An 18208-nucleotide genomic window follows, 5' to 3' on the forward strand; every position below is an offset into this window, starting at 1 on the left:
CCCGCGGCGGGGGGGGGGGCCCCCCCCCCCCCGGCCGCGCGGGGGGGGGGGGGGGGGGGGGGGGGGGGGGGGGGCGCGCGCGCGGGGGGGGGGGGGGGGGGGGGGGGGGGGGGGGGCGGGGCGGGGGGCGCCCCCCGCCTGGGTCGCTACTCGGCCGGGGGCGTCCCGAGCTCGGTGACCTCGGCCCAGTTCAGGCTGGAGTCCGTCACGTCGAGCAGGTTCTCCCACCGGTCCACGGCGATCACGCCGTACATCACGGTCTCGCCGTCCGCGTCGGCCGGGTGCAGGAACGAGGTGGCGTCCGCGGAGAGGTACTCGACCCGGTGCGCGAGCCAGACGAAGCCGCCGTCGCCGTCGTCGTACTTCTCGGCGCGGTAGACCTCGTACCGCTTGAGGTCGGCCTCCGTGCTCGCGTCCCACTCGACCAGCACGCCGTCCTCGCGGGGTGTCGCCCGGACGCCGGTGACGGCCGCGGGGGCGATCAGGTCGCCCTCGGTCGTGATGACGGCCTCGGCGGAGGCGGCGGACTCGTGACCGGCCCGGTCGACCGCCGTGACCGTGTACCGGTAGGTCGTGCCGTGCCGGACGGCCTGCATGTCGGTGTGGGAGGTGCCGGAGACGGAGCGCAGGAGGCTGCCGTCGCGGTAGACGTTGTACGAGACCACGTCGGTGTCCGCCGGGGCGGTCCAGCTCAGGGCGTGCTGCCGGACGGCGTGGGAGGCGTCCACGACCGTCAGGCCCTTCGGCGCCCCGGGCGCCCAGTCGCCGCGCGTGGCGGTGACGGCGGTGCGGGCCGAGGTGTTCCCGGCGGCGTCGACGGCCGAGACCCAGTAGGTGGAGGCGGTCCGCTCGGCGGTGGTGGTGTCCTTCCAGGTGGTGGCGGTGACGCCGGTCGCGACCTGGGTGACCGGGTCGGTGGTGCCGGTCCCCCGGCGGTGCACGGTGTACTTCACCGCGCCCGTGACCGGCTGCCACGCGAGGACGGTGCCGGTGGCGCCGTCGGTCGCGGTCACGCCCGCGGGGGCGGCCGTCGGGGTCCGGTCCACGGAGACGACGGTGAGGTCGGGGCCGCCGGGGGACTCGTTGCCTGCCCGGTCGACGGCGCGGAGCTCGTACAGGTACGTCTGGCCGGTCGGCGGCGGGGAGTTCACGAACGAGGTGGTCGTGACCGGGGCGGTGGCGCTGCTGACCTTCGTCCAGGCGGTGGAGGTGCCGAGGCGCCGGTAGACGCGGTAGCCCGCGAGGTCCATCTCCTTGTTGGCGGCCCACTTCAGGGTGGCCCTGCCGAGCGTGCGGTCGTACGTGACGCCGGCGCCGGCCGGTGCCAGCGGGCGGACCTTGTCGGCGGCCGCCGACGTGACGGGCGCGTAGCCGAACCTGACGTTCGCCGCGCCCGTCCACGTCGCGTAGGACACGACGATCGTGTGCCGGCCGGCCGGGACGGTGAGGCCGACGGTCTTCTTCTGGGTGGTGGTGACGTTCTTCCAGAGGTCGATCTTCCGGACGCCGTCGAGGGTGACGCGGATGCCGTCCTGGGCCTCGGCGGCGAACGTGAACGGGCCGCCGGAGCCGAAGTCCCGGGTGACCGACCAGCGGACGGAGAAGTTGTCCTTCGGCAGGGTGACGCCGGGCGGGTCGCCGAGGCCGTAGTTCTCGGAGATCGCGCTGTCGCAGGTGGTCAGCTTCGGCGTGCCGGTCAGCGTGGTGTTGGCGAAGTACTCCGCCTTCCACACCGGGGACGCGCAGGTGACCGCCGCGGCGGCCGGGGTGGCGGTCAGCAGACCGCCGGATGCGGCGAGGGCGGCCGTGGTGGCCAGCGCGCTCAGCCGGTGACGAGTCAGCACAGGGAGGGGCTCTTTCCGGACCTATGTGAGGCAGGCGGGACAGGGGAACGTCTGTGTGACTCACGAGGTGAGGGGAGGGTTGCCCTCGCCCCCGCCTCGGATCTCGGGCGGGGCAGTCTTCCCCCCCCCTCACGGATCTCGGGCGGGGCGGCCTTTCCCCCCTCACAGATCGCGGGCGGGGGGGCAGCCCTCCCCCACGGACCTCGGTGCTCAGCCGTAGCGCCGCGGCGTCCACGTGATCGTGCGGCCGTCGCCCCGTTCGGCCGCCCGGGTCTGCGAGGAGCCGATCAGCAGGAGGGTGCGCATGTCGACCTCGGAGGGGTCCAGGGTCTTCAGGGTCACGATCCGGACCGACTGCTCGGGGCCGCCGACGTCGCGGGCGACGACCACCGGGGTCTCCGGCGCGCGGAGCTCCAGCAGGAGGTCGCGGGCGGCGGCGACCTGGTGGGTGCGGGACTTCGAGCCCGGGTTGTAGAGGGCGATGACGAGGTCCGCGCCCGCGGCCGCGCGGAGCCGGGCCTCGATGACGTCCCAGGGCTTGAGCCGGTCGGAGAGGGAGATCGTCGCGTAGTCGTGGCCGAGGGGGGCGCCCGCCGCCGCGGCGGCCGCGTTCGCCGCGGTCACTCCGGGGAGGACCCGGACGGGCACGTCCGCGTACTCCGGTTCGCAGGCGACCTCAAGGACCGCCGTCGCCATCGCGAAGACGCCCGGGTCGCCGCCGGAGACGACCGCGACCTTCCGGCCGCGCCGGGCGAGGTCGAGGGCGAACTCGGCGCGCTCCGACTCCACCTTGTTGTCGGAGCCGTGGCGGATCTGACCGGGGCGCAGGACGGGGACCCGGTCGAGGTACGTCGTGTAGCCGACGAGGACGTCGGCGTTGACGAGCGCGCCGCGCGACTCGGGGGTCAGCCAGGGCGCCCCCGCGGGGCCGGTGCCGACGACGGTGACCTCGCCGGTCTCCCGTACCGGAGCCTCCTGGTCGACGCGGGAGGGGAGGACCGCGACGGAGAAGTACGGGACGGACTCCGGGTCCACGTCCGTCAGCCGCTCCGTGCGCTCGCCCTTCATGAACGCGCGCTCCACGTAGCGGGCGTCGTCCAGCCGGCCGGCCCGCTCCAGGGCCCGCCGCACCGTCGGGAAGGTGCGGCCCAGCTTCATCACGACCGCCGAGTCGGTGCCCGCCAGGCGGGCCGTCAGCTCGTCCTCCGGCAGGGTGCCGGGGATGATCGTGAGGACCTCCTCGGCCTCGCACAGCGGCTCGCCGAGCCGGGCGGCGGCGGCGCTGACCGAGGTGACGCCGGGCAGGACGGTCGTGTCGTAGCGGTCGGCGAGCCGCTTGTGCATGTGCTGGTACGAGCCGTAGAAGAGCGGGTCGCCCTCGGCGAGGACGGCGACGGTGCGGCCGGCGTCGAGGTGGGCGGCGAGGCGGGCCGCGGCCTCCTCGTAGAAGTCGTTCAGGGCGCCCCGGTAGCCGCCCGGGTGGTCCGTGGTCTCCACCGTGAGCGGGTACATCAGCCGCTCCTCGATGTGGTCCTCGCGGATGTGCCCGGCGGCGATGGAGCGGGCTATGGAGCGGCCGTGGCGGGCCGAGTGGTAGGCGATGACGTCGGCCGAGGCGATGGCCTTCACGGCGGCGACGGTCATCAGGTCGGGGTCGCCGGGTCCGAGCCCGACGCCGTACAGCTTTCCGGTCACGGTGCTCATGCCTGGATCTCCGCTTCGTGGGCGAGGGCGTTGATCGCGGCGGCCGTGATCGCGCTGCCGCCGCGCCGGCCCCGTACGACCAGGTAGTCGAGGCCGAGGGTGTTCTCGGCCAGCGCGTCCTTGGACTCGGCGGCGCCGATGAAGCCGACGGGGATGCCGAGGACGGCGGCGGGCCTCCCGGCGCCCTTCGCGATCATCTCCAGGAGGTGGAAGAGCGCGGTCGGCGCGTTGCCGATGGCGACGACGGAGCCTTCGAGGCGGTCCCGCCACAGCTCCAGGGCGGCGGCGGAGCGGGTGGTGCCGAGCTCGGCGGCGAGGGCCGGGACGGCCGGGTCGGACAGCGCGCAGAGCACCTCGTTGTCGGCGGGCAGCCGCTTGCGGGTGACGCCGCTGGCGACCATCTGGGCGTCGCAGAGAACGGGCGCGCCGGCGCGGAGGGCCGCGCGGGCGTTCGCGACGACCCGCGGGGAGTACGCGATGTCCTGCACGAGGTCGGTCATGCCGCAGGCGTGGATCATCCGGACGGCCACCATGGCGACGTCGGCGGGCAGGTCCGCGAGGTCCGCCTCGGCGCGGATCGTGGCAAAGGACCGGCGGTAGATCTCCGTCCCGTCCTTCTCGTAGTCGAACATCCTGGTGCTCTCGCTCATCTCGTCGTGCGGGCCTTGGTCACTGCTTCGGGCAGGGCGGTACGGGGGGTGGGGACGCCGTCCACCAGGTAGCTGTCGTCGCCGGTGGCGAGGACGTCGATCCAGGTGCCGCGCGGGTGGCCGCAGCGGCGCTCGCACCCGGACCAGTGGACGGGCAGGCCTCCGTGGCGGACCAGGCCGGCGTCCGTCCGTACGTCGGCGAGGGACTTGGCGCAGCCGGGGCGTCCGGTGCAGGCGCTGACCCCGACGGAGGGCAGACCGGGCCGGGTGATCAGGCCGTACGGCTCCAGGGCGGGGAGCCTGCCGGGGTCGGTCACCACGACCGCGCCCCGCCAGGGGGTGAGCCGGAGCTCGGCGGCGCCTTCGGCCAGGGCCCGCAGCTGGGCGGCGGTCAGCCGGCCGAGCGGGGCGAGGACGTGCAGGGCGCGGTCGCCGAGCGGCCCGGGCGCGGGCGGCGGGGACACGGGAAGCGGCGGCGCGGGTACGGGCTGCGCCGTGATCCCGGCCCGCGCGAGCGCCCCGGCCCAGTCGGGTGTGTGGGTGCCGGGCAGCTCGTGCGGGCGCCAGGCCCCGGTCCCCGCGGCCTCGGCGGCGTCGAGGAACGCGAGGGTGGCGGCGAGCGCGGCCCGCACGGCGTCGGCGGCGGCGAGGCGGAAGGCCCGGGAGCCGAGCCGCAGCAGGGCGGACCCGTCCGGTCCTGCGATCAAGCTCACATCGCCGCCGAGCCCGGCGACGTCCCCGCGCCCGTCGTCCAGGACGAACAGGAACCGTCCCGAAAGGGACGCCGCCCGGGGTTCGGCGCACAGGGCGGTGTCCAGGGCGCGGGCCCACAACTGCACGTCCGCGTGGCCGAGTCCGTCGAGTCCCGCGCCGGGCGAGGCCACGATGTTGCGGACGCGCTCGTGCGTGGGGGAGGGCAGCAGGCCCGCCCCCGCCAGGAGGGCGGCGAGCTCCGCCCCGCAGTCCCCGGCGAGGCCGCGCAGCTCCGCGTTGCCGCGCGAGGTGATGCTGATCCGCCCGTCGCCGAGCGTCTCGGCCACGTCGGCCAGGACCTCGGCCTGATGGGCCGTCAGACGGCCTGCGGGCAGGCGCAGTCGGGCCAGGCGTCCGTCGTCGGCGGGGTGCAGGCGCAGCGCCCCGGGGCAGGCGTCGCCACGGTCCCGTACGCGAGGTTCGCCCGGTTCGGGCGCCGGGGGTGGGGTGGGCGGCATGGCGGCGAGCATACCCACGGGGAACCGGCCGGCCACCGGGTGTGATCCGGTCGACCCCGCCGCTCCCTGGGGCGCGCCGACGCCACGATCTAGGATGCAGATCGGCATGGGGTCCCAGGACCCCGGGGAGGAAGCCCGGTGAGAATCCGGCGCGGTCCCGCCACTGTGAGCCCGTACCCACGGGTGAGTCAGGAACTCCCGCCGTCCATACGACCACCCGGGGCGCGGACAACCCCGAGGAAGGCCTGAGCCTCGCCATGCTCCTGCTGCTGTCGCACTCCGACACCGACCTGCTCAGCGCCCGCGCGGCCGGAGGGCCGGTGGAGTACCGCTTCGCCAACCCCTCCCGCCTCCCCCTGGCCGATCTCCCCGCCCTGCTCGACGGCGTCGACCTCGTCCTCGTCCGGCTCCTCGGCGGCGTCCGCTCCTGGCAGGAGGGCCTGGACACGATCCTGGCCGCCGGGAAGCCGGTCGTCGTGCTGAGCGGCGAACAGGCCCCCGACGCCCAGCTCATGGAGGCCTCCACCGTCCCGGTCGGCGTCGCCACCGAGGCGCACGCCTATCTGGCGCACGGCGGCCCGGCCAACCTGGAGCAGCTGGCCCGCTTCCTCTCCGACACCGTCCTGCTCACCGGCCACGGCTTCGAGGCCCCGGCCGCCGCCCCCACGTGGGGCCCGCTGGACCGCGTCGCGAGGGACACCGACGGTCCGACGATCGCCGTGCTCTACTACCGCGCCCACCACATGAGCGGGAACACCGCCTTCGTCGACGCCCTGTGCGGGGCGATCGAGGACGCCGGCGCGCGGGCCCTCCCGCTGTACGTGGCGTCCCTGCGGGCCCCCGAGGCGGAGCTCGTCGAGACGCTGCGCACGGCCGACGCGATCGTCACGACCGTCCTCGCGGCCGGCGGCACCAAGCCCGCCGAGGCCCAGGCCGGCGGCGACGAGGAGGCCTGGGACGCGGGCGCGCTCGCCGCGCTCGACGTGCCGATCCTCCAGGCGCTGTGCCTGACCGGATCGCGGTCGGCGTGGGAGGAGAACGACGAGGGCCTGTCCCCGCTGGACGCCGCCAGCCAGGTCGCCGTGCCCGAGTTCGACGGCCGTCTCATCACCGTCCCGTTCTCCTTCAAGGAGATCGACGCCGACGGTCTGCCCGCGTACGTCGCCGACGCCGAGCGCGCGGCCCGCGTCGCCGGGATCGCCGTCCGGCACGCCCGGCTCCGCCACATCCCGAACGCCGAGAAGCGGCTGGCGCTCGTCCTCTCCGCGTACCCGACGAAGCACTCCCGCATCGGCAACGCGGTCGGTCTCGACACCCCGGCCTCCGCCGTCTCCCTGCTCCGCCGCCTCATCGCCGAGGGCTACGACTTCGGCCCCGAGGCGGACCTCCCCGGTGTGGTCTCCGGCGACGGCGACGAGCTGATCTACGCCCTCATCGAGGCCGGCGGTCACGACCAGGACTGGCTCACCGAGGAGCAGCTGGCGAAGAACCCGGTCCGCATCCCGGCCGCCGACTACAAGCGCTGGTACGCGACCCTGCCCGAGGAACTGCGCACCCACGTCGAGGAGCACTGGGGCCCGGCGCCCGGCGAGATGTTCCTGGACCGGTCCCGCAACCCGGAGGGCGACATCGTCCTCGCCGCCCTGCGGCGCGGGAACCTGCTGGTCCTCATCCAGCCGCCGCGCGGCTTCGGCGAGAACCCGATCGCGATCTACCACGACCCCGATCTCCCGCCGTCCCACCACTACCTGGCCGCCTACCGCTGGATCGCCGCCCGCGCCGAGGACGGCGGCTTCGGCGCCGACGCCATGGTCCACCTGGGCAAGCACGGCAACCTGGAGTGGCTGCCCGGCAAGAACGCCGGCCTGTCCGCCGCCTGCGGTCCCGACGCGGCCCTCGGCGACATCCCGCTGATCTACCCGTTCCTCGTGAACGACCCGGGCGAGGGCACCCAGGCCAAGCGGCGCGTGCACGCGACCCTCGTCGACCACCTGGTGCCGCCGATGGCCCGCGCCGACTCGTACGGCGACATCGCGCGCCTGGAGCAGCTGCTCGACGAGTACGCGCAGATCTCCTCCATGGACCCGGCGAAGCTGCCCGCGATCCGCGCCCAGATCTGGACCCTGATCCAGGCCGCCAAGCTCGACCACGACCTCGGTCTTCAGGAGCGCCCGGAGGACGACGGCTTCGACGACTTCCTGCTGCACGTCGACGGCTGGCTGTGCGAGGTCAAGGACGCCCAGATCCGCGACGGACTGCACGTCCTCGGCGGCGCCCCGGAGGGCGAGGCCCGGGTCAACCTGGTCCTGTCCATCCTGCGCGCCCGCCAGATCTGGGGCGGCACGCAGGCGCTGCCCGGCCTGCGCGAGGCCCTCGGCCTGGACGAGTCGGCCGCGACCCGCACCACCGCCGACGAGGCGGAGGCGAAGGCCCGCGAGCTGGTCGAGGGCATGGAGGCCGCCGGCTGGTCCGCCGACGCGATCGGCACGGTCGCCGCCGCGTACGGCTCCGAGGTCCGGGACGTCCTGCGCTTCGCCTGCGAGCAGGTCGTACCGCGCCTGGCCGCCACCACCGACGAGCTGGCGCACGCCGTGCACGCCCTGAACGGCGGCTTCGTCCCGGCCGGCCCGTCCGGCTCCCCGCTGCGCGGCCTGGTCAACGTCCTGCCGACCGGCCGCAACTTCTACTCGGTCGACCCGAAGGCCGTGCCGTCCCGGCTCGCCTGGGAGACCGGGCAGGCGCTCGCCGACTCGCTGCTCACCCGCTACCGCGACGACAACGGCACGTGGCCGACCTCCGTCGGCCTCTCCCTGTGGGGCACGAGCGCGATGCGCACCGCCGGCGACGACGTCGCCGAGGCCCTCGCCCTGCTCGGCGTCCGGCCCCTGTGGGACGAGGCCTCGCGCCGGGTCAACGGCCTGGAGCCGATCCCGCTGGCCGAGCTCGGCCGCCCGCGCGTCGACGTGACGCTGCGCATCTCGGGCTTCTTCCGGGACGCGTTCCCGCACGTCATCGGCCTCCTCGACGACGCCGTGCGGCTCGTGGCGGGGCTGGAGGACGAGTCCGCCGAGGACAACCACGTGCGGGCGCACGCGCAGGCCGACCTCGCCGAGCACGGCGACGAGCGGCGCGCCACCACCCGCATCTTCGGCTCGCGTCCCGGCACGTACGGCGCGGGCATCCTCCAGCTGATCGACTCGCGGGACTGGCGCACGGACGCGGACCTCGCCGAGGTGTACACGGTGTGGGGCGGGTACGCGTACGGGCGCGGGCTCGAAGGGCGCCCGGCGCGCGCCGAGATGGAGACCGCGTACAAGCGGATCGCGGTGGCCGCGAAGAACACGGACACCCGCGAGCACGACATCGCCGACTCGGACGACTACTTCCAGTACCACGGCGGCATGGTCGCGACCGTCCGCGCGCTCACGGGCACGGCCCCCGAGGCGTACATCGGCGACTCGACCCGCCCGGAGACCGTCCGCACGCGCACGCTCGTCGAGGAGACCTCCCGGGTCTTCCGGGCCCGCGTGGTCAACCCGCGCTGGATCGAGGCGATGCGCCGCCACGGTTACAAGGGCGCGTTCGAGCTGGCGGCGACCGTCGACTACCTCTTCGGGTACGACGCGACGACGGGTGTCGTCGCCGACTGGATGTACGACAAGCTCACCCAGGAGTACGTCCTCGACGCGGAGAACCAGGCCTTCCTGAAGGAGGCCAACCCCTGGGCCCTGCACGGCATCGCCGAGCGGCTGCTCGAAGCCGAGTCGCGCGGCATGTGGGAGAAGCCGGACCCGGAGACGCTGGCCGCCCTGCGCCAGGTGTTCCTGGAGACGGAGGGCGACCTGGAGGGTGAGGGCTAGGCCCTCGCCAGGGCCGGGGCCAGGTCGAGGACGCGGCCCCGGAACCCCTCCCGCAGCCGCCGGTCGTGGCTGACCACGACCAGCGTGCCCCGGTACTCCGCGAGCGCGGCCTCCAGCTCCTCCACCAGGCCGGGGGCCAGGTGGTTGGTCGGCTCGTCGAGGAGGAGCAGGTCGGCGGGGGAGGTGACCAGCCGGGCCAGTTCCAGCTTGCGGCGCTGCCCGGTCGACAGCAGCCGGACCGGGGTCGTCAGATCGCGGGCCGCGAAGAGCCCGAGGGCGAGCAGTTCGTCCTCGCGGCCCTCTCCGAAGGCCTCGCCCACCGTACGGGGGTCGGTGGGTGGGGCCGTGTCCTGGCGGAGCAGCCCGACCCGGGCGGGCACGGCCACCGTGCCCGCGTCCGGGGCGAGTTCGCCCGCCAGGACCCGGAGGAGGGTGGTCTTTCCCGCGCCGTTGGGCCCGGTGACCAGGAGCCGCTCGCCCGCGTCGAGGTGGAGCGCGTCGAGGTGGAGCCGGCCGTCGACGCGTAGCCCGGCGAGATCGACGGGCGCGCCTTCCCCCGTGATCTCCGTGCGGAACCGGAGCGGTTCCGGCGGCGCGGGCACGGGGTGGCCGGTGAGCCGGGCGAGCTGCTCGCGGGCCGAGCGGATGCGGCTCATCGCGCCGTGCGCCCGTGACCGGGCACGGAAGGCGCCGGCCCCGCTGAACGCGGCCGGGGCCTTGCGGGGGATCGCGGAGAAGCGGTCGATGTTCCTGTCGGCGAGGGCCCGGTGGCGGGCGAGTTCGGCCCTCCACTCCTCGTACTCCCGCTGCCTGCGGGCCCGTTCGGCAGCGCGTCCGGCGAGGTAGCCGGTGTAGCCGTCGCCGTACCGCCGCACGGTGTGGCGGTCCTCGTCGACCTCCAGGACGGCGGTCGCCACCCGGTCGAGGAAGACCCGGTCGTGGGAGACGGCCACGACCGTGCCCCGGTGCGCGCGCAGCCGTTCCTCCAGCCAGGACACGGCCTCGTCGTCGAGGTCGTTGGTCGGCTCGTCGAGGAGCAGCAGTTCGGGCTCGGCGGCGAGGACGGCGGCCAGGGCGAGCCGGGAGCGCTGTCCGCCGGAGAGCGACCCGAGGGGCCGGGTGCGGTCGAGCGGGCCGGGCTCGCCGAGCTTCCGGAGGACGGTCTCGACGCGCCGGTCGGCCCCGGCGCCGCCCCGGGCCTCGTAGGCGGTGAGCAGCCGGGCGTATCCGGCGAGGTCGCCGGTGGCGGCGAGCTCCGCCTCGGCCGTGCGGATCGCCCGCTCCAGGTCCCGCAGCCCGGCGAGCGCGTGGTCGACGGCGTCGCCGACGGTGGCGTCCGGGGGGAGGTCGAGGGTCTGCGCGAGGTGGCCGAGGCCGCCGGGGGCTTCGACGGTCACGGTGCCGTTGTCCGGGGGCTCCAGGCTGGCGAGGAGCCGCAGGAGGGTGGACTTCCCGGAGCCGTTGTCACCGACGACGCCGAGGCGTTCGCCGGGGCGGACGGTGAGGGAGACCCGGTCGAGCACGGTGCCGTTCCGCACGTGCCGGTCGTCGTAGCGCTTGGTGACGTCGATGAGTAGGGCACGGAACAAGGGCGACCTCCTGACCTAGGGGACAAGGGCTGAGCAATACGAGACGTCTCGTCTCGTTGCGATGAAGGTACGCCAGATCCGACCTCTTGGCAAGACGCTCCGTCTCGTTGGGTCGTGAAGTGTCCGGCCGGAGGTGCGGGCTCGGGCCGAGGTGTGACCTCAGGCCGAGGCGACGCGCAGGAGCAGGGCGGCTATGGGGAGCAGCGTGAGGACCACGGCCGGCGCCATCGCGTAGTCCTTGGCGCGCAGGTGAGTGATCACGGCGCCCGCGAAGTAGAGGATCACGCCGACCGCCGCCGCCCCGCCGATCGCCGGCACGGCGAGCCCCGCGAGGAGGCCGACCGCCCCCGCCGGACTGCACCCGAGGAGCGCGATGACGCTGATGCAGCTCGCGCCCGGAGCGATGAGCCAGCGGGACCTGGCCGCCGCGATGGAGGTCGATCCGAGCCGACTCGTCGCGATCCTGAACGAGTTGGAGTCCGAGGGGCTCGCCGAGCGGCGGCGCGACCCGGCCGACCGGCGACGCCACATCGTGGAGATCACGGAAGCGGGCGCGGGGGCCCTGCGGCGGGTCGACACGGCCGTGGGCGAGGCGGAGCGCGAGCTCTTCGGCGACCTGACCGAGGCGGAACAGGCCGTACTGCGAGGCCTGTTGGACCGGGTCGTGCTGGACCCGGCCGCTCACTCGTGCGGAGAGTAGGGAACTCCGGGTGATCCGGGGCCGGAACTCCGATGAGTTCCGGCGGGGCCGGGGGTCTACCCCCATGACCGGCTCACCACCGAGGAGATCGCCATGGCCGAGACCGACACCCGCACCCTGGACACCGCCGGGGCGACCCTCCGCTACGACGTGCGCCCCGGCACCGCGGCCGGCGGGCGTCCCCTGCTGCTGATCGGCTCCCCCATGGACGCCAGCAGCTTCACCACGCTCGCCTCCCACTTCGCCGACCGGACCGTCGTCACGTACGACCCGCGCGGAGTGGCCCGCAGCGAGCGCACCGACGGCGCGGCCGAGACGCTTCCCGAGGAGCACGCGGACGACCTGGTCCGGCTGATCGAGGCGCTCGGCGCCGGGCCCGTGGACGTCTTCGCGAGCAGCGGCGGCGCGGTGAACGCCCTCGCCCTGGTGGCCCGCCGCGGCGACCTGGTGCACACCCTCGTGGCGCACGAGCCGCCGACGGCCCAGGTCGTCCCGGACCGGGAGGCGGCCCTCGGGGTCTGCGCGGACGTCCACACGACCTATCTGCGGGACGGCTGGGGCCCCGCGATGGCCAAGTTCCTCGCGCTGACGAGCCGGCAGGGCGAGTTCCCGGCGGACTGGGCCGGGGAGCCCGCCCCGGACCCGGCCGCGTTCGGTCTGCCCGCCGAGGACGACGGCTCGCGCGGCGACCCGCTGCTCGGGCAGAACATGCGGGGCTGCACCTCCTACCTCCCCGACTTCACCGCGCTGCGGGCCGCGCCGACCCGGATCGTCGTCGCCGCGGGCAAGGAGTCCGAGGGCACCTTCGCCGCGCGCGCGGCGGTGGCCGTCGCGGAGGGCCTCGGCACCCCCCTCGCCGTCTTCCCGAGCCACCACGGCGGTTTCCTGGGCGGTGAGTTCGGGCAGCAGGGCGCCCCGGCGGAGTTCGCCGAGGCGCTGCGGGCCGCGCTGGCCTGATTCCCCTACGTCGACGCGGTGTCGCGGATCGTCTGCATGATCGCCTCCGGGGCCAGGCCCTGGTGGTGCAGGAGCGCCGCCACGGCGGAGACGTACGGCGAGGCCATCGAGGTGCCGGACAGCTTCCCGTACCCCGAGGTGTTCGTCAGGGACTCCTTCGTCCGGTACGTCGGGAGGGTCGAGAGGATGTCGACGCCCGGCGCGGACACGGCGTTCCGCGCGCCGTAGTTGGTGAAGGAGGCCGGCTTCCCGTCCCGGTCCGCGGCGTTGACCACCAGGACCGGGGTGTCCACCTCGTACGGCTGGAGCGCGGTGGAGTCGTTGCCCGCGGCGGCGACGACGACCGCTCCCTTGCTGGTGGCGTAGGTGATGGCCTGGTTGAGGACACCGCCCTTGAGGAGGCGGGCCATCAGGCCGGACTCGCCGAGGGAGAGGTTGATGACGTGGGCGCCGTGGTCGGCGGCCCAGACGATGCCCTTGGTGATGTCCGCGTCGCTGCCGCTGCCGTCGGGGCCGAGCACCCGGACGGGCATGATCCTGGTCCCGGGCGCGCCGCCCGCGCCGCCGACGCCGTTGTCGGTGTGGGCCGCGGCGATGCCGGAGACGTGGGTGCCGTGGCCGTTGGTGTCGTCGGGCCGGTCGTCGCCGTCGACGAAGTCGTGGCCGGCGACGAGCCGGTCCTTGAGGTCGGGGTGGTCGAGGTCGACGCCGGTGTCGACGACGGCGATGACGGTCTCCTCGCCCCGCGTGGTGGTCCAGGCGTCCGGCAGCTTCAGCGCGTCGAGCCCCCATTGCTGACCGCGCAGCGGGTCCGGCCCGTCGGCGTCGCCGCAGCCGGTGACGAGTCCGGCGGTGAGGACGGCGAGCGCGGTGAGGGCGGCAAGAGTGACGGGCCGGCGGCGCATGGAAATCTCCCGATTCGTCTGCGTTCGACCCAGTGAACAGGCGGTTCGGGCGCGTCGCATCTCGAAGATCGCCCTCCCTCAACCCGCATTGTTCTAGTAGAGTGCGAACAAGGGAGGTTTTCCATGAACCGTGCCACGCCCCGTCTCCGCGCGCTCACCGCGCTGCCCTTCGTCCTCGTGGTCGCCGCCCACCTGCTGGTGCTCGCGCTCCTCCACGACCGGCTCCCCGACCCCCTCGCCACCCACTTCGACGGCGGGGGCCGGGCCAACGGCTTCACGAGCCCCACCGCGTTCACCGTGATCAGTACGGCCCTGCTCCTCACCCTCGGCGCCGGCTGGACGGTCCTCGTCCGCCGCACCGCCCTGTGGGGCGCCTGGGCGACCGCCGGTTTCACCGGCGCGCTCCTCGTCCTGCTCGTACGCGACAACCTCGACGCCACCGACCCGGCCGGGGTCTCCTCGCCGCTCGTGAACCTCACCCTCGCGGCGGCCGCCGGCGGCCTCTTCGCCGCCGCCGGCCTCGCCCTGACCCGGCTCGTCCCGCCGGAGGACGCCCAGCCCGTCGACCCGGACGGCCCGCGCCTCGCGCTCGGCGCGAGCGAGGTCGCCGGCTGGACCCGCGCCACCGGCTCCCGGCCGCTCACCGTCCTCGCGGTGCTCGCCCTCGTCGCCGCCCCGGCCGTCCTGCTCCTCGCGCCCTGGCCGGGCGCCCTGCTCGGCCTCCTCGGCCTCGTCATCGGCGTGCCCGGTCTCGCCCTGGCCCGGATCCGGGTCACCGTCGACCGCCGTGGCCTCACCGTCAGCCCCGCCCTCGGCTCCCGGCCCCGGATCCGGGTGCCGCTCGACGAGGTCGCGGGCGCCGACGTCCGGGACGTCTCCGCCGTCGCCGACTTCGGAGGCTGGGGCTACCGGGTCCGGGCCCACCGGACGGGCGTGGTGCTGCGGTCCGGCGAGGCCCTCGTCGTACGGCGGGCCGGCGGACGCGAGTTCGCCGTCACCGTGCCCGACGCGCGGACCGGCGCGGCCCTTCTCAACACCCTCGCCGAGCGGCATGGGAAGGTCTGACCGTGCTCTTCCGTGTCGACCCGGCCTCGGCCGTCCCGCTCGGCGACCAGATCGCCGCCTGCGTCAGGGGGGCCCTCGCCGACGGCTCCGCCGCCCCCGGCGAACGGCTCCCGGCCGCGCGGGAACTCGCCGACTCCCTCGGCGTCAACGTCCACACCGTCCTCCGCGGCTACCAGCGGCTCCGCGAGGAGGGCCTCATCGAACTCCGGCGCGGCCGGGGCGCCCTGATCGTCCCCGGCGCCACGGCCCCCGACCGCGCCCGCCTGATCTCCCGCCTCCGCGAGGCGGCGGGAGAGGCCCGCGAACTGGGCCTGACGGAGGCGGAGTTCCTGGACCTGGCGCGGACGAGCCTGGAGTAGGCGGCCCTAGCGGGCGTCCTGGTCCGCGAAGCCCGTCCGCCAGGACGGCCGGGCCGGGGCCCACCCCAGCGCGCGGGCCCGGGTGTTCAGCGCGCCGCGCGCCCACGGCGCACGCCCCCCGGTCCGCTCCGGGGCCGAGGTGCCCAGCGCCGACGCGAGGACCGGCAGCCAGAGGTGCCCGGGGGCCGGCTCGTCGTCCACCACGTTGTACGCGCCCGAGGGCCAGTCCAGTGCCCGTACGGCGGCCTCGGCGGCGTCGGCGACGTGCACGAACGAACTGACCGAGTCGTCGGCCGCCAGCCTGCCGAGGAACCGCGCCGCCGGGTCCCCGGCCAGCGCGGCGGCGACGGCGCCGCCCGGCGCGTACCAGGTGCCGGGCCCGTAGAGGATCCCGTACCGCAGCACCACCCACTCGGGCAGCTCGGCCACCGCGGACTCCAGGGCCCGCACCCCGGCGACGATCCCGGCCCGGGGCGGCTCCCCGGTCGGGTCGAGCGGCACGGACTCGTCGGCGGGGGCGTCCCCGGGGGCGTACGCCCAGCCGATGGACTGCGCGACGATCCGGCGCACGCCCGCCGCGCGCGCCGCCTCCACCAGATGGCGGGTGCCGTCCACACGGATCCGGTTGTTGGCGGCCCCGTCCGCCCCGGCCAGGTCGGTGAGCTGGTGCACGACCACGTCCGGCGCGATCCGGGCCACCGCCCGGCGCACCGCCTCCGCGTCGAGCACGTCCACCGGATGCGGCCCGCGCCGGGAGACGCCCACGACCTCGTGACCCGCCGCCTCCAGGCGGGGCGACAACAGACGACCCACGGCGCCCGTGGCACCCGCGACCAGTACACGCATGGGCCCAGCCTAGAAGGCTCCCTGCCGGCCCGTCAGGACAGTTCGCGGACCGGCGCCCCCGCCAGGAACGCCTCGATGTCCTCGACCGCCTCGCCGAAGTAGCGCGCGTAGTTGCCCTCCGTCACGTAGCCGAGGTGGGGGAGGGCCAGGACGTTCGGGAGCGTCCGCAGGGGGTCGTCGGCGGGCAGCGGCTCCGTGTCGTACACGTCCAGGCCCGCCCCGGCGATCCACCCCTCGCGCAGCGCCCGCAGCAGCGCGGCGCCGTCGACGAGACCCGCCCGGGACGTGTTGACGAGGTACGCGGACGGCCGCATCGCCCGCAGCTCCGGCTCCCCGATCAGGCCCCGGGTGCGCGCGGAGAGCACCAGGTGCAGCGACACGAAGTCGCTCCCCGCGAGCAGGTCCCGCCGGTCCTTCGCCAGCCGCACGCCGTGCTCGGCGGCCCGCTCCTCCGTCAGGTGCGGGCTCCAGGCCGTCACGTCCATGCCGAAGGCGTGACCGATCCGGGCCACCCGGCCGCCGATCTTGCCCAGGCCGACGAGCCCGAGCGTCCGCCCCGCCAGGTCGGTGCCGACCGTCGACTGCCACGGCCCGCCCTCGCGCACCGCCCCCGCCTCGGCCGGGACGTGCCGGGCCAGGCCCAGGAGGAGGGCCCAGGTCAGCTCGGTGGGCGGTGCGGGGCTGCTGGCGGTGCCGCAGACCGTGACGCCCCGCGCGCGGGCCGCCGCGACGTCGATCGAGGCGTTGCGCAGGCCGGAGGTGATCAGGAGCCGGAGCCGGGGCAGCCGCGCCAGGAGCTCGGCGTCGACCGGGGTCCGCTCCCGCATCACCACGAGGACCTCGCAGTCCTCCACGGCGGCGACGAGCGCCTCCCGGTCCGTGAGGTGCTCCCGCAGCACGCGGACGTCCACCCGGTCCGCGAGCGGGCTCCAGTCGGCGGAGGAGAGGGCGACGCCCTGGTAGTCGTCGAGTACGGCGCAGCGCAGCTTCATGACCGCATGATCGCGTACACCCGTACGCCCCGCCCAGAGGGACAGAACGCTCCACCTCTCGGAGAATCGCCATGAATTGTCCCGTCGCGAGGAGTGGGTGCCATGAGTGAAGCAGCCGGGGGCAACGGCGACGAACTCGCGGCGCTCCGGGCCCGTGTGGCCTCCCTGGAAGCGGACAAGGCCGCCGTCCGGCCACCCCACCACCGGGTGCGGTCCTTCTTCGCCGCCCTGCTCATCGTCATCGGCTGCGTCCTCGTCCCGCTCGGCATCGTCGCCTCCTGGACGTCGAGCATCGTCGGCGACACCGACCGGTACGTGCAGACCGTCGCCCCCCTCGCCGACGACCCGGACGTCCAGGCCGCCGTCGCCACCCGGGTGACGAACGCCGTCATGGAGCACATCGACCTGCCCTCCCTCCTGGAGGGCGTCGCTCCCGACCAGCGGCCCCTGGCGGCGAAGGCCCTCGGCAAGCTCGGCGGCTCCCTGGAGAGCGCGGTCAAGAGCTTCGTCCACGAACGGGCGCAGGACGTCGTCGCCTCCTCGGCCTTCGAGACGATCTGGACCGACGCGAACCGCGCGATCCACACCTCCCTCGACCGCGCCCTGACCGGCAGCGACGAGGGCGCCGTGAAGATCGAGACGAACACGGTCACGATCGACCTCGCGCCCGTCATCGACCGCGTGAAGCAGCGGCTCGTCGAGTCCGGACTCGACGTCGCGGCCAAGATCCCCGAGATCCACACGAACTTCACGGTGGTCAAGTCCGACGACATCGGCAAGGTCAAGACCGGCTTCGCGCTGCTCCAGGCGCTGGGCGTGTGGCTGCCGGTGATCGCCGTCCTGCTCGTCGTCGGCGGCGTGCTGCTCGCCGTGCACCGGCGCCGCACCCTGGTCGCCGCGGCCCTCGGCGTCGCGTTCGCGGCGATCGTCCTCGGCGTCGCCCTGACGGTCTTCCGCACGGTCTACCTGAACGCGCTCCCCGCCGACGCCTCCCCGGCCGCCGCGGGCTCCGTCTACGACACCCTGATCCGCTTCCTGCGCACCTCGGTCCGGGTGTACGCGACCCTCGGCATCATCCTCGCCCTCGCCGCCTGGCTGTCCGGCCCGAGCCGCCCCGCCGTCCTGGTCCGCGGCCTCTGGCACTCCGGCATCACCGCGACCCGCGCCACCGCCGACCACGCGGGCATGCGCCTCGGCCCGGTGGGACCGTTCGTCGGCCGCTACCGCACCTGGATCACCTGGATCCTCGTCGCCGGTGCGGTCGCCGCCGTCGTCTTCTGGCCCTACCCCACCGCCTGGGTCATCGTCGGCGTCGTCCTCCTGCTGCTCTTCGTCCTCGCGGTGGTGGCCTTCCTGGCCGAGGAACCCGCGGGCGACTCCGCCACCACCCCGCCGCCGGAGAAGACGGCCTGAGTCCCCACGGGGTGGGGCGGGGGGGGGGGGGGCGCGGCCCCCCCCCCCGCCCCCCCCCCCCCCGCGCGCGCGCCCGCGCGCCCGCCCCGCCCCCCCCCCCGGCGCCGGCGCGA

At 75.1% G+C, this 18208-nt stretch carries 15 protein-coding genes and 1 riboswitch; of the genes, 6 read left to right on the top strand and 9 right to left on the bottom strand.

Annotated elements, in window-relative coordinates:
• Nucleotides 1–146: 146 nt before the first annotated feature.
• The 4 genes from ACFV2S_RS26760 to ACFV2S_RS26775 form a co-directional block, all read right to left on the bottom strand.
• Nucleotides 147–1844: a fibronectin type III domain-containing protein gene (locus ACFV2S_RS26760; protein ID WP_385564029.1), complete on the bottom strand. Its 1698-nt coding sequence runs from the start codon at nucleotides 1842–1844 to the stop codon at nucleotides 147–149.
• A 210-nt stretch (nucleotides 1845–2054) separates the two neighbouring features.
• Complete coding sequence (locus ACFV2S_RS26765) at nucleotides 2055–3548, bottom strand: precorrin-2 C(20)-methyltransferase (RefSeq protein ID WP_385564032.1); 1494 nt, start codon at nucleotides 3546–3548, stop codon at nucleotides 2055–2057.
• The gene (locus ACFV2S_RS26770; RefSeq protein WP_383797196.1) at nucleotides 3545–4180 is read right to left on the bottom strand and encodes a precorrin-8X methylmutase; all 636 of its coding nucleotides are present in this window, start codon (nucleotides 4178–4180) and stop codon (nucleotides 3545–3547) included. The genes ACFV2S_RS26765 and ACFV2S_RS26770 overlap by 4 nt, the downstream gene beginning before the upstream one ends.
• 14 nt (nucleotides 4181–4194) lie before the next feature.
• Nucleotides 4195–5421 carry a cobalamin biosynthesis protein CobG gene (locus ACFV2S_RS26775; protein WP_385564035.1) on the bottom strand — a complete coding sequence of 409 codons (1227 nt, stop codon included), beginning with the start codon at nucleotides 5419–5421 and terminating at the stop codon, nucleotides 4195–4197.
• Nucleotides 5422–5500: 79 nt separating this feature from the next.
• Nucleotides 5501–5626: riboswitch (cobalamin riboswitch) on the top strand.
• Nucleotides 5627–5666: 40 nt separating this feature from the next.
• On the opposite strand from ACFV2S_RS26775, the gene cobN reads away from it, so the two are divergent.
• Nucleotides 5667–9269, top strand: a complete 3603-nt coding sequence (gene cobN / locus ACFV2S_RS26780; protein ID WP_385564038.1) for a cobaltochelatase subunit CobN — start codon at nucleotides 5667–5669, stop codon at nucleotides 9267–9269.
• Here cobN and abc-f read toward each other — a convergent pair.
• Together abc-f and ACFV2S_RS26790 are read right to left on the bottom strand one after the other, a co-directional pair.
• Nucleotides 9266–10858, bottom strand: coding sequence for a ribosomal protection-like ABC-F family protein (gene abc-f / locus ACFV2S_RS26785; protein WP_385564041.1), 1593 nt, complete (start codon nucleotides 10856–10858; stop codon nucleotides 9266–9268). The genes cobN and abc-f overlap by 4 nt on opposite strands.
• A 159-nt stretch (nucleotides 10859–11017) precedes the next feature.
• Complete coding sequence (locus ACFV2S_RS26790; RefSeq protein WP_385564043.1) at nucleotides 11018–11176, bottom strand: DoxX family protein; 159 nt, start codon at nucleotides 11174–11176, stop codon at nucleotides 11018–11020.
• A gap of 55 nt (nucleotides 11177–11231) precedes the next feature.
• On the opposite strand from ACFV2S_RS26790, the gene ACFV2S_RS26795 reads away from it, so the two are divergent.
• On the top strand, nucleotides 11232–11558 hold the full coding sequence (locus ACFV2S_RS26795) for a MarR family winged helix-turn-helix transcriptional regulator (RefSeq protein WP_385564046.1): 327 nt from the start codon (nucleotides 11232–11234) through the stop codon (nucleotides 11556–11558).
• A gap of 93 nt (nucleotides 11559–11651) precedes the next feature.
• On the top strand, nucleotides 11652–12515 hold the full coding sequence (locus ACFV2S_RS26800) for an alpha/beta fold hydrolase (RefSeq protein ID WP_385564049.1): 864 nt from the start codon (nucleotides 11652–11654) through the stop codon (nucleotides 12513–12515).
• Nucleotides 12516–12520: 5 nt separating this feature from the next.
• Here the strand turns inward: ACFV2S_RS26800 and ACFV2S_RS26805 are convergent, their stop codons facing one another.
• Complete coding sequence (locus tag ACFV2S_RS26805; RefSeq protein WP_385564052.1) at nucleotides 12521–13420, bottom strand: S8 family serine peptidase; 900 nt, start codon at nucleotides 13418–13420, stop codon at nucleotides 12521–12523.
• A 123-nt stretch (nucleotides 13421–13543) separates the two neighbouring features.
• Here ACFV2S_RS26805 and ACFV2S_RS26810 point away from each other — a divergent pair, with 123 nt between their 5' ends.
• Together ACFV2S_RS26810 and ACFV2S_RS26815 are read left to right on the top strand one after the other, a co-directional pair.
• A complete protein-coding gene (locus ACFV2S_RS26810) occupies nucleotides 13544–14485 on the top strand; it encodes a DUF1648 domain-containing protein (protein ID WP_385564054.1) in 942 nt (313 codons plus the stop codon).
• A 2-nt stretch (nucleotides 14486–14487) separates the two neighbouring features.
• A complete protein-coding gene (locus tag ACFV2S_RS26815) occupies nucleotides 14488–14844 on the top strand; it encodes a GntR family transcriptional regulator (protein ID WP_385564057.1) in 357 nt (118 codons plus the stop codon).
• Nucleotides 14845–14850: 6 nt separating this feature from the next.
• Here the strand turns inward: ACFV2S_RS26815 and ACFV2S_RS26820 are convergent, their stop codons facing one another.
• Together ACFV2S_RS26820 and ACFV2S_RS26825 are read right to left on the bottom strand one after the other, a co-directional pair.
• Entirely contained in the window at nucleotides 14851–15690 is an 840-nt protein-coding gene (locus ACFV2S_RS26820; protein ID WP_385564060.1) for an NAD-dependent epimerase/dehydratase family protein, read from the bottom strand.
• A gap of 32 nt (nucleotides 15691–15722) precedes the next feature.
• Nucleotides 15723–16682, bottom strand: a complete 960-nt coding sequence (locus ACFV2S_RS26825) for a D-2-hydroxyacid dehydrogenase family protein (RefSeq protein ID WP_385564063.1) — start codon at nucleotides 16680–16682, stop codon at nucleotides 15723–15725.
• 102 nt (nucleotides 16683–16784) lie between these two features.
• Between ACFV2S_RS26825 and ACFV2S_RS26830 the strand changes: the two genes are divergently transcribed.
• Nucleotides 16785–18095: a hypothetical protein gene (locus tag ACFV2S_RS26830; RefSeq protein WP_385564066.1), complete on the top strand. Its 1311-nt coding sequence runs from the start codon at nucleotides 16785–16787 to the stop codon at nucleotides 18093–18095.
• The last annotated feature ends 113 nt before the right edge of the window (nucleotides 18096–18208 follow it).

Origin of the sequence: Streptomyces sp. NPDC059695 (assembly GCF_042733785.1) — a bacterium.
Taxonomy (GTDB): domain Bacteria; phylum Actinomycetota; class Actinomycetes; order Streptomycetales; family Streptomycetaceae; genus Streptomyces.

Bases quoted from the DNA above. Each gene is read 5' to 3' on its own strand.
- ACFV2S_RS26795 (WP_385564046.1), top strand. From the start codon at position 11,232: ATGACGCTGATGCAGCTCGCGCCCGGAGCGATGAGCCAGCGGGACCTG.
- cobN (WP_385564038.1), top strand. From the start codon at position 5,667: ATGCTCCTGCTGCTGTCGCACTCCGACACCGACCTGCTCAGCGCCCGC.
- ACFV2S_RS26775 (WP_385564035.1), bottom strand. From the start codon at position 5,421: ATGCTCGCCGCCATGCCGCCCACCCCACCCCCGGCGCCCGAACCGGGC.
- ACFV2S_RS26830 (WP_385564066.1), top strand. From the start codon at position 16,785: ATGAGTGAAGCAGCCGGGGGCAACGGCGACGAACTCGCGGCGCTCCGG.
- ACFV2S_RS26770 (WP_383797196.1), bottom strand. From the start codon at position 4,180: ATGTTCGACTACGAGAAGGACGGGACGGAGATCTACCGCCGGTCCTTT.
- ACFV2S_RS26800 (WP_385564049.1), top strand. From the start codon at position 11,652: ATGGCCGAGACCGACACCCGCACCCTGGACACCGCCGGGGCGACCCTC.
- ACFV2S_RS26825 (WP_385564063.1), bottom strand. From the start codon at position 16,682: ATGAAGCTGCGCTGCGCCGTACTCGACGACTACCAGGGCGTCGCCCTC.
- ACFV2S_RS26810 (WP_385564054.1), top strand. From the start codon at position 13,544: ATGAACCGTGCCACGCCCCGTCTCCGCGCGCTCACCGCGCTGCCCTTC.
- ACFV2S_RS26765 (WP_385564032.1), bottom strand. From the start codon at position 3,548: ATGAGCACCGTGACCGGAAAGCTGTACGGCGTCGGGCTCGGACCCGGC.
- ACFV2S_RS26805 (WP_385564052.1), bottom strand. From the start codon at position 13,420: ATGCGCCGCCGGCCCGTCACTCTTGCCGCCCTCACCGCGCTCGCCGTC.
- ACFV2S_RS26820 (WP_385564060.1), bottom strand. From the start codon at position 15,690: ATGCGTGTACTGGTCGCGGGTGCCACGGGCGCCGTGGGTCGTCTGTTG.